This is a genomic window from Pseudomonas sp. ICMP 561 (assembly GCF_002699985.1).
GTDB lineage: Bacteria > Pseudomonadota > Gammaproteobacteria > Pseudomonadales > Pseudomonadaceae > Aquipseudomonas > Aquipseudomonas quasicaspiana.
Genome location: NZ_LKBT01000023.1, coordinates 184,473 through 198,494 on the forward strand (window position 1 = coordinate 184,473; position 14,022 = coordinate 198,494).

The following is a 14,022-nucleotide window of genomic DNA, read 5'->3' on the forward strand; positions in this document are numbered from 1 at the left end:
GGAGGGCGGCGGGACATCCGCTGAACTGCCTTTGCCTGAAATACCGTCCTCCCGGCTAAAGCCGGTCCTACAAGATCAAGATCAAGATCAAGATCAAGATCAGGCTTGCTGGCGGACATAGAATCTCCCACAGGGTTTATGCTTAATCAGTTAAATCGCAGCCAATGCTAAACTCCCGCCCTTCATCCAGCGGTCCCTTCCTTGTGTCCATCGCCCCCATTCACTGGCAACCCAGCGCGCCGCTCCAACGCCTCGATCTACCTTGGCTAACCCAAGCCGGTATCGAGGTTGCGGTCCTGCGCCTGGATCTTATCGATCCGCTGATCAGTGGCAACAAGTGGTTCAAGCTCGCTCATCACCTTGCGGCAGCCAGCGAGGTGAATGCGAAAGGCGTTATCAGTCTGGGCGGCGCGCATTCCAATCATCTGCATGCGTTGGCGGCAGCGGGCAAGCGATTTGGCTTTGCCACGGTCGGATTGTTGCGCGGTCATGCAGTGCAGACGCCCACCACCGTCGATCTACAGGCGTTCGGCATGCACCTGCACTGGCTTGGCTATGGCGGTTATCGCGCACGCCATGAGCCGGACTTCTGGCCTTCGTGGCTGACGCAATACCCTGATTTCTACCCGATCCCGGAAGGCGGCGGAGGTTTGCCCGGCGCGCTTGGCTGCGCCGGTTTGCTGGAGATGGCGCACGAACAACTGAGCGAACTGGGCTGGAGCGATTATCACGGCTGGTGGCTGGCTGCAGGAACGGGCACCACGCTAGCTGGACTAGTGTTGGCCGAGGACGGCGCGCATCCGGTGTACGGCGCCATGGCGGTGCCGGATGATCATGGGGTTGAACAGAATGTCGCGGCAATTCTGGCCCATCGCAAAGCCGGTAGGAGCGAACTTGTTCGCGAAGCGTCTAGCCTGACACACCGCCTCGCGAACAAGTTCGCTCCTACCGATGGCTACATCCTCATCAGCGCCTCCCGTGGTGGCTTCGCCAAAACCGATCCGCACCTGCTGGATTTCATCGCCAGTAGCGAATCCCAAAGCGGCATCCCCCTCGAACCGCTGTACACCGGCAAGGCGCTGTTGGCCCTCCACGATGAGGTGGTCGCCGGGCGTTTCCCGGTCGGTACGCGGCTGATTTTCATCCACACCGGCGGCCTGCAAGGGCGACGCGCGATGGGCTTGTAATCGTTGATCCAAAGCCTCTGGCATGAATCATGCGCTATCGAGCAGCGGTGGGGTCGGTCCTGAATACGCGGATGACACTTTTGGAGTGAGCCGTCGCAGTGACTGTCCCGATAATCGATAGCTTCCTGATGAAATGTCGAGGTCCAGCATGACAAGCGCCGCTACAGAGCAAGTCAGCCCCAAAACGCTGAGAAAAGTGATTGTCGCCGCTGCCATCGGCAACTTTGTCGAATGGTTCGACTTCGCCGTTTATGGCTTTCTGGCTACGGCTATCGCCCAGCAGTTCTTCCCCAGTGGAGATGCCAGTGCAGCGCTGTTGAAAACCTTTGCAGTGTTCGCCGTGGCCTTTGCCTTCCGGCCGCTGGGGGGGATCTTCTTCGGTATGCTCGGCGACCGGATTGGCCGCAAACGCACCTTGGCAATGACCATTCTATTGATGGCCGCAGCCACCACGCTGATTGGTTTGCTGCCCACCTACGCTGCAATTGGCGTGATGGCGCCGATCCTCCTTACCTTGATCCGCTGCGCCCAAGGCTTCTCGGCAGGCGGTGAATACGCCGGTGCCTGCGCCTACCTTATGGAGCATGCGCCCAGCGATAAACGTGCCTGGTACGGCAGTTTTGTCCCTGTCTCGACTTTTTCCGCATTCGCCGCAGCGGCTGTAGTTGCTTACGCCCTTGAGGCTTCACTGTCACCGGAAGCCATGGGCAGTTGGGGCTGGCGCTTGCCGTTCCTGATTGCTGCGCCGCTGGGTCTGGTCGGTTTGTATCTGCGCTGGAAACTGGATGAAACTCCGGCATTTCAGGCGGTGGCGCAGGAGCATGACGTCGCCCATTCGCCCCTCAAGGAAACCCTGCGCAACCACGGAGCGGCGATTTGCTGCCTGGGCGCATTCGTGTCGCTGACGGCGTTGTCGTTCTATATGTTCACCACGTACTTCGCGACTTACCTGCAAGTAGCGGGTGGTCTGAGTCGTGCGACGGCGTTGCTGGTGTCGTTGATTGCATTGCTCTTTGCCGCAGCGATTTGCCCGTTGGCCGGGTTGTACTCCGACAAGGTCGGGCGCCGCGTGACGGTCATGACCGCGTGCGCGCTGTTGATCGTGGTGGTATTCCCGTCATTCTTGATGGCCAGTTCCGGCTCGTTCGTGGCGTCCATCGTCGGCGTGATGCTGCTGGCGGTCGGCGCGGTACTGTGTGGCGTGGTCACGGCCGCGCTGCTCTCGGAAACCTTTCCGACCCGTACGCGCTACACCGCTTCGGCGATCACTTACAACATGGCTTACACCATCTTCGGCGGCACCGCGCCGTTGATGGCGACCTGGCTGATCACCACTACGGGCAGCAATTTGTCCCCGGCGTTTTACCTGATTGCCGTGGCATTGCTGGCATTGGCGGGTGGCCTGGCGCTGCCGGAGACCTCGCGGATATCGCTGCATGATGTGCCGACGGGGCAGAAGGGCGAGCCGGGTGTGGCAGCGACTCAAGTCTAGATTTGCAATGCAATCCTGTGGGAGCCGGGCTTGCCCGCGATACATGAGACGCGAACAGAAGCCACACCGCGTTATCGTTTATCGTCGGAATGCCGCCCAGACCAAGCCCGGCTCCCACAAAAGCCTGCATATCAGTGACAACCCTCTGTCATCTGCGCAACAAAATGTAGCGGCCATGCCCCAAAAAATGGCACATTGGCGGGCCTTGTGCCGCTGACATATCTTGCAATAACCGGGTCGTGGCACATCCAATAGCTTCGCGGATGAACTCCATGGACGTAAGCAACGCCTCCACCAGCGCAATTCCTGCTGCAACTCCTCCGAACACCAGCACCAGCAGCCCGCTGGTCATGCGCATCATCGGTGCTGTGGCACTGGCGCATCTGGTCAACGACTTGATTCAGGCGGTGCTGCCGTCGATCTACCCGCTGCTCAAGGAAAGCTACGGCCTGACCTTTACGCAGATCGGCCTGATTACCCTGACGTTCCAGATCACTGCCTCGCTGTTGCAACCTTGGGTGGGTTATTACACCGACCGCCATCCCAATCCGCTGGTATTGCCAGTCGGTTCGCTGTGCACCTTGATCGGTATTCTGATGCTGGCCGTGGTGGGCAGTTTTCCAATGATTCTGCTGGCCTCGGCCCTGATCGGTATTGGCTCTTCTACCTTTCACCCGGAAGCTTCACGCATTGCGCGGCTGGCGTCGGGTGGACGGTTTGGACTGGCGCAGTCGACCTTTCAGGTGGGCGGCAACACCGGCTCAGCGTTTGGCCCGTTGCTGGCGGCAGCGATCATCATTCCGTTCGGTCAGGGGTATGTGGCCTGGTTCGGGCTGGTCGCGCTGTTTTCTGTGGGACTGCTATACGGCATCAGCCGCTGGTACCGCGCGCACTTGAATCTGTTCAAGCTCAAGCAAGGTCAGGCCGCGAGTCATGGTCTGTCCAAAGGACGCGTCACTGGCGCGCTGGTCGTCCTGGCGTTTCTGATCTTCTCCAAGTTCTTCTACATGTCGAGCATCACTAGTTACTTCACCTTCTACCTGATCGAGAAGTTCGACCTGTCGGTGGCTAATTCCCAGCTGTATCTGTTCCTTTTCCTTGGAGCGGTGGCTGCGGGCACGTTCTTCGGTGGGCCGATTGGCGACCGGATTGGCCGTAAAGCGGTGATCTGGTTTTCGATTCTCGGTGCTGCGCCGTTTACCCTCGCGCTGCCTTATGCCGATCTGTTCTGGACCAGCGTGCTGAGCGTGATCATCGGTTTCATTCTGGCGTCGGCGTTTTCCGCCATTGTGGTGTATGCCCAAGAGCTGGTGCCGGGTAACGTCGGCATGATCGCCGGGATCTTCTTCGGCCTGATGTTCGGCTTTGGCGGGATTGGTGCGGCCTTGCTGGGTTATCTGGCTGACAGCCACGGCATTCTGTTCGTCTATAACCTGTGTTCCTATCTGCCGCTTCTGGGGATCCTGGCGATTCTGCTGCCGCGCACTAAAAAAGCCGCTTGAGATTCAGGCGGGCGACGCGGGCAACGTGATGGTTTGAGTCATGTTGCTTGTGTCACCCAGCCGTGGCCAGATGTCCGAAACGAGGAAAACCCGTTCGGCTTCCTCCCATTCGCCGCTGCCGTTTTCCACCAGCCTTACCAAAAGTTGCGCCGGAGCCAGCGGGTCCAGTTGAGTCAGCCAGTCCTGCAGTTGTGAATCTTTCCAGGCTTCGGCGTAATGGGCCGGGGCCAGCCAGGCGTGACGAGGCAATAACTGCCAGCGACCTTCCGGCCGTTGCGCGGTAAATGCGTGCCAATCCTTCTGATGCAGCCAACTGCCGCGCAAGTGCTGGTGATGGACGCCTTGCGGAGAGTCTGTCTGGCCGGGCCACGGGTAAAGTAGATAGCCCCCAAGCCACAGTTGCGCGTCAAACGTATCGATGCCCAGCGCTGCGAGCAGTTCGCGGCTTTCCGGGCGGGCGGAAATCGGCAGTTGATGTTGGCTCAGGTGGGCAAGTTTGAGGTCAAGCCGGTCATGGCAACCAGGCCCCAGCCATTGCGCAGGGTCACTGCCGTCACCTTGCTGCGGTCCGAGATAGAGCTTTATCGCCAATTCCACGTGGTGCACGCCTTCGGCATCGCGCAGCAGCATGTCCAGCTCACCCAGGGTTTGGCCGCCCAGGCGAATCGGCAGGTTCGCGGCGATCATCTCGACACCGGGAGCCTGAGCTACTGCAAATTGCCATAAACGCTCGTAATACAGGCCCAGCCGACGGGTTGCGCCCAGTGCCAGCCAGTGGAGCAGGGCGCTGCTGTCCTGGTCCAGCCTGAGTAGAAAGTCTGCCAATAGTTGAGGTGTTTGCACCCAGTCGCTGGCAGTCAAAGGATGACGCTGCGGCCACGGCGTTTCGCTCAGCATCGGCGGCGCCAGAATCACCCAGGCCAGGTCCCGCACTTGCGGCGTGCGTAACTGGCGGGGCAGGTGGGTGAGGCTGGGGAAAAGAGTCATGTCCCGAGAGTAGCGGAAATAGAGAGTTGTTGGAGCGAGGCTTGCCCGCGAAAGCGTCAGGTCAGGCGACGATTTCATTACAGGTAGATAGTATTCGCGGGCAAGCCTCGCTCCAACAGATTCACACCATGCATTCAAAAATCACGGTCAGTTTGCCGCTACCCCGGCCTTTCGCCCATAATCGCTGTCTTTAAGCCGCATCGAACCCCGCAGGAGCCCCATGGAGCAGTTTCGTAATATCGGCATCATCGGCCGCCTGGGCAGTGTTCAGGTGCTCGATACCGTGCGCCGACTCAAGAGATTCCTGCTGGAAAGGCACCTGCACGTCATTCTGGAAGACACCATTGCCGAAGTATTGCCAGGCCACAACCTGCAAACTTCATCGCGCAAGATGCTCGGCGAAGTCTGCGACCTGGTGATCGTGGTGGGTGGTGACGGCAGCCTGCTGGGCGCGGCTCGTGCGCTGGCCAAGCACAACACGCCGGTGCTGGGCATCAACCGTGGCAGCCTGGGCTTCCTCACCGATATCCGCCCCGACGAACTGGAAATCAAAGTCGCCGAAGTGCTTGACGGCCATTATCTGGTCGAGAACCGCTTCCTGTTGCAGGCCGAAGTCCGCCGTCACGGCGAAGCCATCGGTCAGGGCGACGCGCTCAACGATGTGGTGCTGCACCCCGGCAAGTCGACGCGGATGATCGAGTTCGAGATCTACATCGATGGTCAGTTCGTCTGCAGCCAGAAGGCCGACGGCCTGATCGTCGCCACGCCTACCGGTTCGACCGCTTATGCGCTTTCCGCTGGCGGGCCAATCATGCATCCCAAGCTGGATGCGATCGTGATTGTGCCGATGTACCCGCACACCTTGTCCGGACGGCCCATCGTAGTGGATGGGAACAGTGAGCTGAAAATCGTGGTCTCAAAGGACATGACGATTTATCCGCAAGTCTCCTGCGACGGCCAGAACCATTTCACCTGCGCGCCGGGTGACACCGTCACGGTCAGCAAGAAGCCGCAGAAACTGCGCCTGATCCACCCACTTGATCACAACTATTACGAAGTCTGTCGCACCAAGCTGGGCTGGGGTAGCCGGCTTGGTGGTGGAGGCGACTGATGTTCGATCCCGCGCGTAGCTACGATTTGATCGGTGACGTGCATGGCTGTGCCCACACGCTGGAGAAACTGCTCAGCGTGCTGGGTTATCGCTTTCAGGCGGGTGTGTGGCGACATCCTGAGCGCATCGCGTTATTCCTCGGCGACATCATTGATCGCGGCCCGCTGATTCGCGAGTCGCTGCACATCGTGCGCGATATGGTGAAGGCGGGGCACGCGCTGTGCATCATGGGCAACCACGAGTTCAATGCGCTGGGCTGGCATACACCGGCCCCGCCGGAGAGCGGCAAGCAGTTCGTCCGGGAACATTCGCTTCGTCATAGCAAGCTTATGGGCGAGACCCTGGCCCAGTTCGAGCAATACCCGGACGAGTGGAAGGAATTTGTCGACTGGTTCTACGAGCTGCCGCTGTTCATGGATGCCGGACGTTTCCGCGTGGTACATGCCTGTTGGGACGCCAGCCTGATCACACCGTTGATCACGATGCATGGCGGTGGCTGCATCAATCAGGAGTTTGTCCAGGCCTCGGCGGTGCAGGGCAGTTTTGCCTGCGCAGTGTTTGACCGCTTGTTGCGCGGCACCGACATGCGCTTGCCCCATGGCATCACGCTGACCGGCGGCGATGGCCTGATCCGTGAGTTTTTCCGCACCAAGTTCTGGGAAGACGACCCGCAAACCTACGGCGACGTGGTGTTTCAGCCGGACGCACTGCCCGAAGGCGTGGCCAAGACGCCACTCTCTACGACTGAAAAGAACGCCTTGCTGCGCTATGGCGCTGACGAACCCATGCTGTTCGTCGGGCATTACTGGCGCAGCGGGATTCCCGCCCCGATCCGGCCGAACCTGGCTTGCCTGGATTACAGCGCCGTGCTCTACGGAAAACTGGTCGCCTATCGGCTTGACCAGGAAACCTGCATCGATCCGGACAAGTTTGTCTGGGTGGATGTTGAACGTCCCGAAGGGATGGTATGAGCTTGGCTCTGGAAGTGTTTTTTTCGATCAGCAATTGAAAGTCACAGGGATTGAATATGGATGACACAACGCTGGATCAACTGGAAGCGGCATTGCAGGCCTCCCCTGGGAACGTTGCACTGATCGCTTTACTACTCAAAGCGTGTCTTGATCGCGGTGATCACGAGCGCGGGCTCGCTTTGATTCCAGGTGACCTGGAGCAGATGGTAGGTGCTGACATGCTCAGGCCTGCTGCTGCTCAACTCTACCTTGCTGCGGGCCAGGCGCAGAAGGCACTTGACCTGACGGTGGGTGACGATCCGCACTCGCGCCTCCTGCGTGCTCGAGCGTTGGCTGACCTTGATCGTCTCAAGGAAGCACAGGTTGAATACCGGGCGGCGGTCGACGCCAATCCTTCGCTGGAAGATATGGTTCTCTGGCGACGCTTGAACGTTACGGTTTCTGAGTCTGCTGCTCGGGAAGGTCGTCCAAGATTGCGGGTCATCTCCAATGACGATACCGACCAGAGCGAAGTTCGCCGTCTATTGGTGCCTGATAACGAGACTGTCACGTTTGCCGATATCGGCGGCCTCGATGACCTGAAAAAAACCATCCACAAGAAAATCGTTTTACCTTATCAAAAGCCCGGCCTGTTCGAGCGCTTTCGCAAGCGCGTCGGTGGCGGAGTGCTTTTGTACGGGCCTCCGGGTTGCGGCAAGACATTGCTGGCCAGAGCCACTGCGGGCGAATGCAAGGCCAAGTTCTTCAATGTGGCGATTTCCGATGTGCTGGACATGTACATGGGGGAGTCAGAGCGCAAACTGCATGCTTTGTTTGAGCAGGCTCGGGCGCAGACTCCGGCTGTCATGTTTTTCGATGAAGTCGAAGCCCTTGGCGGTAAACGCTCAAACAGCCGTGACTCGCTTTCTTCCAAGCTTGTCAGCCAGTTTTTGTCAGAGATGGACGGCTTCGCCCACGATAACCAGGGTGTTTTGTTTCTCGCTGCAACCAATGTGCCTTGGTCTGTGGATTCCGCTTTTCGTCGTCCGGGCCGGTTTGATCGGGTCCTGTTTGTTCCGCCGCCTGACCGTGCAGCCCGGGAAAGCATGCTGCATTTGATGGTCAAGGGGCGCCCCGTTGCTGACGACATCGACTTCGGTTTTCTCGCTAAAAACACCTCGGGCTTTTCCGGGGCTGATTTGAGCGAGCTGGTCGAAACAGCAGCAGACGAGGCCATTGAAGAGTCGATCGACAAGGGCAACGAGCAACCGATTTGTGATCGTCACTTCAAACAGGCTTTGAAAGAAGTGCGTGCAACAACCCTGGAGTGGCTGACCACGGCCCGAAATTATGCGCGCTACGCCAATGAGGGTAATCAGTACGATGAAGTGCTTGAGTTCCTTGGCAAGCATGGAAAGGGTAACTGATGGCTTCTCAGAGAATGTATCGTATTGAGGATGAGCCGACGCCTGGCCCTCTTGCCAGATTTGCAGTTTCGCCTTTCTGGCCTTTGCTTGGGCTGATGATGGGCGGGCTCTGGCTGGGTCTGCCGTGGTTTGTGCTGAACTCGATTGCCGTGGGCAGCCCCAACCGTAAAAAAGAATGGATATGGGTCGCGGTCTGCGCGGTGGGCAGCCTGGTTATCGGTGTGAGTCTGATCCAACTGCTGGAGGCCGGGGCTTTCAGCGATAAAACCCAGGTCCAATACGCGTTACTGGTGTTAGTGGTGTGGAAACTGTTCGTGGGCTACAGACTGTTCATCCTGCAGGATGCCACCCTCGCGATTTATCAATATTACGGCGGTGTACTCAATCGATTCGCTCCGCTGGTGGCCTTGGGGGGCGCATTTGTGCTCAAGGGTTTTGTTATCAATCTGGTGCCAGCCACCCTTTGGTATCTGGTGGTGAGTTGATGAACACCTCTTATCTTCTTGAAGTCGCCTACCAGCGTTTCAACGCGGGCCATGAAGACGGTGCGATCGACAGCTTGCGACAGTTGCTGGCCGACGATCCCGAGTGCGCGGAGGCTCATGCGCTGCTTGCCCTCTGTCTGTTAAACATGCGTCGCTTGCACGCAGCTGTGCATGAGGCCCGGATTGCGCTCGCCAAGGACCCGCTACTGCCACTGGCGCATTACGCGGCGGCTTTGGTCGACATGGCCTCACGTCGTTTCAAAGACGCCGAACAACATTTGCTACAGCTGCTGGACCTTGAGCCGATGCAGCCTCGCTATTACCGAAGCCTGGCGGACCTTTATCAATTGACCGGTCGCCTGCAGGACAGCCTGCCGTTGCTTGAAAAAGCCCTTGAGCTGCAACCGGATGATCCCGCAAACCTGGTCGCCATGGCTGAGTATCATCAAGCCAACGGTAACTGGGAGCAGGCGCACAGTTTTGCGCGACAGGCACTGCAAGCTGACGCGGGGTATGCCCCGGCAGTTTTGGTTTTGGGGCACCTGTTGCTGCGCGAGGGTGATATCAATGGCGCCCGAGAGCATGCGATCTGGGCTCTGCAGGAAAACGCCAATAACGTTGCGGCGCTGGGACTGCTGACCGCAGTCAAGGCTCGCAGCAATATCTTCATGGGCTTCTGGTGGCGTTTTAACCGGTGGATGAACGAGCGCGGTTCCACGGGCGCCATCATCTTGCTGCTAGGGATGTTCGTCGTGTACCGGGTGGTGGTAATCACGCTCGCCGGACAGGGCCTCACCGGTGCTGCCGAGGTTGTGGATTGGTTATGGCTTGGCTTCGCTTTTTACACCTTTGCAGCGCCGCAAATATTCAAGCGCGCGATGGAGAAAGAAATGACGCAGGTGAAACTGTCCAAGGAATTTTAAAGCCGCAGGCCGGGCTTCCAAATGTCCGGCAGCATGAGGCGCGACACACCTTATTAAATTAGCGACATTCACTGGAGAGCGCTCAGCATGTCCTCTTTTGCCGAAATGATTGAAAACATCACCCCGGATATCTACGAAAGCCTGAAGCTGGCAGTAGAAATCGGGAAGTGGTCCGATGGCCGCAAGCTGACTCAGGAACAGCGCGAGTTGTCCTTGCAGGCGTTGATCGCCTGGGAAGTGCAGAACCTGCCGGAAGACCAGCGCATCGGCTACATGGGCCCGCAGGAATGTGCGTCCAAGTCCACGACTGTGCCGAATATCCTGTTCAAGTCGGATGCCATCCATTGATTGAGATTGGTCGCGGAGCAGTCAACAAAATGTCGGCGCGGCTCAATGCCTCGCAGGTTGAATATGCGTTTCGTCTGGGCGATACCGAGATTCCGGTCAACCCGCTGATCGGCAAAACGGTGCGTCTGGAGTTCCTGGGTGCGATCCATTGCAGCCATTGCGGACGCAGAACCAAATCCAGCTACAGTCAGGGCTATTGCTACCCGTGCATGCTCAAGCTGGCGCAGTGCGACATCTGCATCATGAGCCCGGAAAAATGCCACCACGAGCACGGCACCTGCCGCGATCCGGCGTGGGGCGAGCAGTTCTGCATGACCGATCACGTGGTGTATCTGGCCAATTCGTCGGGCGTCAAAGTCGGCATCACCCGTGCCACTCAGTTGCCGACCCGCTGGCTGGATCAGGGTGCCAGTCAGGCCCTGCCGATCATGCGCGTTGCGACCCGCCAGCAGTCCGGTTTTGTCGAGGACTTGCTGCGCAGTCAGGTTGCCGACCGCACCAACTGGCGCGCACTGCTCAAGGGCGATGCGCAGCCCGTGGATCTGGCCGCGATTCGCCAGCAGTTGTTTGAAAGCTGCGCTGAAGGGCTGGCCGGATTGCAAGAACGATTCGGCTTGCAGGCCATCCAAATGCTGCATGACGTCGAACCGATCGAGATTCGCTACCCCGTCGAGGCGTACCCGACCAAGATCGTCAGCTTCAATCTGGACAAGAACCCGATCGCCGAAGGCACCTTGTTGGGCATTAAGGGCCAGTACCTGATCTTCGATACCGGCGTGATCAATATTCGTAAATACACGGCTTATCAGCTCGCCGTGCATCAGTAAGAGGACTCATCATGCGCACCGAACAACCGCAAATGATTTACCTGAAGGATTATCAGGCTCCCGAGTACCTCATCGACGAAACGCACCTGACGTTCGAGCTGTTCGATGACCATTCGCTGGTTCACGCGCAACTGGTCATGCGCCGCAATCCCGAGCGCGGTGCGGGCCTGCCGCCGCTGGTGCTGGACGGTCAGTTGCTGGAACTGCTGTCGGTCAAGCTGGGCGACGTCGAGCTGGGCGCTGCTGATTACCAGTTGACCCCGGACCACCTGACGCTGCACCCCACGGCCGAGTCGTTCACGGTCGATACCAGCGTGCGCATCCACCCGGAAACCAACACCGCACTGGAAGGCCTGTACAAATCCAGCGGCATGTTCTGCACCCAGTGCGAGGCCGAAGGCTTCCGCAAGATCACCTATTACCTCGACCGCCCGGACGTGATGAGCAAGTTCACCACGACCCTGAGCGCCGACAAGCACAACTTCCCGGTATTGCTCTCCAACGGCAACCCGATTGCCAGCGGCCCGGAAGATGACGGCCGGCACTGGGCGACCTGGGAAGACCCGTTCATGAAACCGGCGTACCTGTTTGCCCTGGTGGCCGGTGACCTGTGGTGCGTCGAAGACAAGTTCACCACTGTGAGTGAGCGCGAAGTGACCTTGCGCATTTACGTCGAGCCGGAAAACATCGATAAATGCCAGCACGCCATGACCAGCCTGAAGAAGTCCATGCGCTGGGATGAAGAAGCCTACGGCCGTGAATACGACCTGGATATCTTCATGATTGTCGCCGTGAATGACTTCAACATGGGTGCCATGGAGAACAAGGGCCTCAACATCTTCAACTCCAGCGCCGTGCTGGCCCGCGCCGAAACTGCCACCGACGCCGCGCACCAGCGGGTCGAGGCCATTGTTGCCCACGAATACTTCCACAACTGGTCGGGCAACCGCGTGACCTGTCGTGACTGGTTTCAGCTGTCGTTGAAAGAAGGCTTCACGGTTTACCGTGATTCAGGGTTCTCCGCAGACATGAACTCGGCCACGGTCAAGCGCATTCAGGACGTGGCCTATCTGCGTACCCACCAGTTCGCCGAAGATGCCGGCCCGATGGCACACGCCGTGCGTCCGGACAGCTTTATCGAGATTTCCAACTTCTACACCCTGACCGTGTATGAAAAGGGTTCTGAAGTTGTAGGCATGCTTCACACGCTGCTGGGTGCACAAGGTTTCCGCAAAGGCAGTGATCTGTACTTCGAGCGCCATGACGGCCAGGCCGTGACCTGCGATGACTTCATCAAGGCCATGGAAGATGCCAATGGCGTCGATCTGACCCAGTTCAAACGTTGGTACAGCCAGGCCGGTACGCCGCGTCTGGCGGTCAGCGAGTCTTATGACAGTGCAGCGAAAACCTACAGTCTGACTTTCCGCCAGAGCTGCCCGACCACACCGGGTCAGCCGGGCGAAAGCAAACAACCTTTCGTGATCCCGGTGGAGCTGGGCTTGCTGGACAAGCAGGGCGGCGAAATCCCGTTGCGTCTGCAAGGCGAAGACGCTGCCGCTGGCAACACGCGAGTGATTTCTGTCACCGAAGCCGAGCAGACCTTCACCTTTGTAGACATCGCTGAACAGCCGCTGCCCTCGTTGCTGCGCGGTTTCTCGGCACCGGTGAAACTCAGCTTCCCGTACAACCGCGACCAACTGATGTTCCTCATGCAGCATGACAGCGACGGCTTCAACCGCTGGGATGCAGGTCAGCAACTGTCGGTACAGGTGCTGCAGGAATTGATCGGCCAGCATCAGAAAGGCCAGCCGCTGGTTCTCGATCAGCGTTTGATTACCGCATTGGGCACCGTTCTGGCGGATACCTCGCTGGATCAGGCCATGATTGCCGAAATGCTTTCGTTGCCGGGTGAAGCCTATCTGACCGAAATCAGTGAAGTGGCCGACGTGGATGCTATCCACGCTGCCCGCGAGTTTGTGCGCAAGCAGCTTGCAGACAGCCTGTTCGACGGTTTGTGGGCGCGCTACACGGCCAACCGCAAGGTGTCGAAAGCCACTGAGTACGTCGCTGAAGCCGAGCATTTCGCCCGCCGCGCACTGCAAAACATCGCCTTGTCGTATCTCATGCTCAGCCAGAAACCGGAAGTGCTGGCTGCAACCATCGAGCAGTTCGACACCAGTGACAACATGACCGAGCGCCTGACAGCCCTTGCCGTGCTGGTCAACTCGCCGTTCACCGCCGAGAAAGACAAGGCGCTGGCAGTGTTTGCCGAGAACTTCAAAGACAACCCGCTGGTCATGGATCAGTGGTTCAGCGTTCAGGCAGGCAGCCCGCTGCCGGGTGGTCTGGAGCGGGTTAAAACGTTGATGCAGCACCCAGCGTTCAACATCAAGAACCCGAACAAGGTCCGTGCACTGATCGGTGCGTTTGCGGGCCAGAACCTGATCAACTTCCACGCAGCGGACGGCTCCGGCTACCGTTTCCTGGCCGATCTGGTCATCCAGCTCAACGGCTTCAACCCGCAGATCGCTTCGCGTCAATTGGCGCCTCTGACCCGCTGGCGCAAATACGACAGCAAGCGTCAGTCCCTGATGAAGGACGAACTGGTGCGCATCCGTGACTCGGGTGAGCTGTCCAGCGACGTGTTCGAAGTGGTGAGCAAAAGCCTCGCCGAATAGCGAGGACCGTTGACCCAAGGGCCTTCCGCGCAAGCGGCAGGCCCTTTTTTATGGGTTTAAATGGCTAGCAGGTTCTCCAGGAGATTCTGTGTTGGCCTGCTCTGG

12 protein-coding genes are annotated in these 14,022 nt (G+C 58.7%); 11 read left to right on the forward strand and 1 reads right to left on the reverse strand.

What is annotated here, in order from left to right:
* Window positions 1-164: 164 nt before the first annotated feature.
* The 3 genes from AO242_RS17125 (at window position 165) to AO242_RS17135 (ending at window position 4,181) form a co-directional block, all read left to right on the forward strand.
* Window positions 165-1,187 carry a 1-aminocyclopropane-1-carboxylate deaminase/D-cysteine desulfhydrase gene (locus AO242_RS17125; RefSeq protein WP_164705985.1) on the forward strand — a complete coding sequence of 341 codons (1,023 nt, stop codon included), beginning with the start codon at window positions 165-167 and terminating at the stop codon, window positions 1,185-1,187.
* A gap of 148 nt (window positions 1,188-1,335) precedes the next feature.
* Window positions 1,336-2,679 carry an MFS transporter gene (locus tag AO242_RS17130; RefSeq protein WP_027902003.1) on the forward strand — a complete coding sequence of 448 codons (1,344 nt, stop codon included), beginning with the start codon at window positions 1,336-1,338 and terminating at the stop codon, window positions 2,677-2,679.
* A 272-nt stretch (window positions 2,680-2,951) separates the two neighbouring features.
* Window positions 2,952-4,181 (forward strand): MFS transporter, encoded by a 1,230-nt coding sequence (locus AO242_RS17135; protein ID WP_231677460.1) that lies wholly within the window; start codon window positions 2,952-2,954, stop codon window positions 4,179-4,181.
* A gap of 3 nt (window positions 4,182-4,184) precedes the next feature.
* On the opposite strand, the gene AO242_RS17140 is transcribed toward AO242_RS17135, so the two are convergent.
* Window positions 4,185-5,168, reverse strand: coding sequence for a DUF1853 family protein (locus AO242_RS17140; RefSeq protein WP_099269661.1), 984 nt, complete (start codon window positions 5,166-5,168; stop codon window positions 4,185-4,187).
* A gap of 220 nt (window positions 5,169-5,388) precedes the next feature.
* Here AO242_RS17140 and AO242_RS17145 point away from each other — a divergent pair, with 220 nt between their 5' ends.
* From AO242_RS17145 to pepN, 8 genes are all read left to right on the forward strand, one after another.
* Window positions 5,389-6,279: an NAD(+) kinase gene (locus AO242_RS17145; protein WP_027902006.1), complete on the forward strand. Its 891-nt coding sequence runs from the start codon at window positions 5,389-5,391 to the stop codon at window positions 6,277-6,279.
* Complete coding sequence (locus AO242_RS17150) at window positions 6,279-7,250, forward strand: metallophosphoesterase (protein ID WP_099269662.1); 972 nt, start codon at window positions 6,279-6,281, stop codon at window positions 7,248-7,250. The genes AO242_RS17145 and AO242_RS17150 overlap by 1 nt, the downstream gene beginning before the upstream one ends.
* 56 nt (window positions 7,251-7,306) lie before the next feature.
* On the forward strand, window positions 7,307-8,656 hold the full coding sequence (locus AO242_RS17155; protein WP_099269663.1) for an ATP-binding protein: 1,350 nt from the start codon (window positions 7,307-7,309) through the stop codon (window positions 8,654-8,656).
* Entirely contained in the window at window positions 8,656-9,141 is a 486-nt protein-coding gene (locus AO242_RS17160; RefSeq protein ID WP_099269664.1) for a hypothetical protein, read from the forward strand. Before AO242_RS17155 ends, AO242_RS17160 begins: the two co-directional genes overlap by 1 nt.
* The gene (locus tag AO242_RS17165; protein WP_099269665.1) at window positions 9,141-10,064 is read left to right on the forward strand and encodes a tetratricopeptide repeat protein; all 924 of its coding nucleotides are present in this window, start codon (window positions 9,141-9,143) and stop codon (window positions 10,062-10,064) included. Before AO242_RS17160 ends, AO242_RS17165 begins: the two co-directional genes overlap by 1 nt.
* An 87-nt stretch (window positions 10,065-10,151) precedes the next feature.
* Complete coding sequence (locus AO242_RS17170; RefSeq protein ID WP_027902009.1) at window positions 10,152-10,412, forward strand: YeaC family protein; 261 nt, start codon at window positions 10,152-10,154, stop codon at window positions 10,410-10,412.
* The gene (locus tag AO242_RS17175) at window positions 10,409-11,239 is read left to right on the forward strand and encodes a DUF2797 domain-containing protein (protein ID WP_176560648.1); all 831 of its coding nucleotides are present in this window, start codon (window positions 10,409-10,411) and stop codon (window positions 11,237-11,239) included. Before AO242_RS17170 ends, AO242_RS17175 begins: the two co-directional genes overlap by 4 nt.
* An 11-nt stretch (window positions 11,240-11,250) precedes the next feature.
* Entirely contained in the window at window positions 11,251-13,917 is a 2,667-nt protein-coding gene (gene pepN / locus AO242_RS17180; RefSeq protein WP_099269666.1) for an aminopeptidase N, read from the forward strand.
* Window positions 13,918-14,022 lie beyond the last annotated feature (105 nt).

Coding starts and splice junctions, on each gene's coding strand:
- AO242_RS17125 (WP_164705985.1), top strand. CDS start 165: ATGCTAAACTCCCGCCCTTCATCCAGCGGTCCCTTCCTTGTGTCCATC.
- AO242_RS17130 (WP_027902003.1), top strand. CDS start 1,336: ATGACAAGCGCCGCTACAGAGCAAGTCAGCCCCAAAACGCTGAGAAAA.
- AO242_RS17135 (WP_231677460.1), top strand. CDS start 2,952: ATGGACGTAAGCAACGCCTCCACCAGCGCAATTCCTGCTGCAACTCCT.
- AO242_RS17140 (WP_099269661.1), bottom strand. CDS start 5,168: ATGACTCTTTTCCCCAGCCTCACCCACCTGCCCCGCCAGTTACGCACG.
- AO242_RS17145 (WP_027902006.1), top strand. CDS start 5,389: ATGGAGCAGTTTCGTAATATCGGCATCATCGGCCGCCTGGGCAGTGTT.
- AO242_RS17150 (WP_099269662.1), top strand. CDS start 6,279: ATGTTCGATCCCGCGCGTAGCTACGATTTGATCGGTGACGTGCATGGC.
- AO242_RS17155 (WP_099269663.1), top strand. CDS start 7,307: ATGGATGACACAACGCTGGATCAACTGGAAGCGGCATTGCAGGCCTCC.
- AO242_RS17160 (WP_099269664.1), top strand. CDS start 8,656: ATGGCTTCTCAGAGAATGTATCGTATTGAGGATGAGCCGACGCCTGGC.
- AO242_RS17165 (WP_099269665.1), top strand. CDS start 9,141: ATGAACACCTCTTATCTTCTTGAAGTCGCCTACCAGCGTTTCAACGCG.
- AO242_RS17170 (WP_027902009.1), top strand. CDS start 10,152: ATGTCCTCTTTTGCCGAAATGATTGAAAACATCACCCCGGATATCTAC.
- pepN (WP_099269666.1), top strand. CDS start 11,251: ATGCGCACCGAACAACCGCAAATGATTTACCTGAAGGATTATCAGGCT.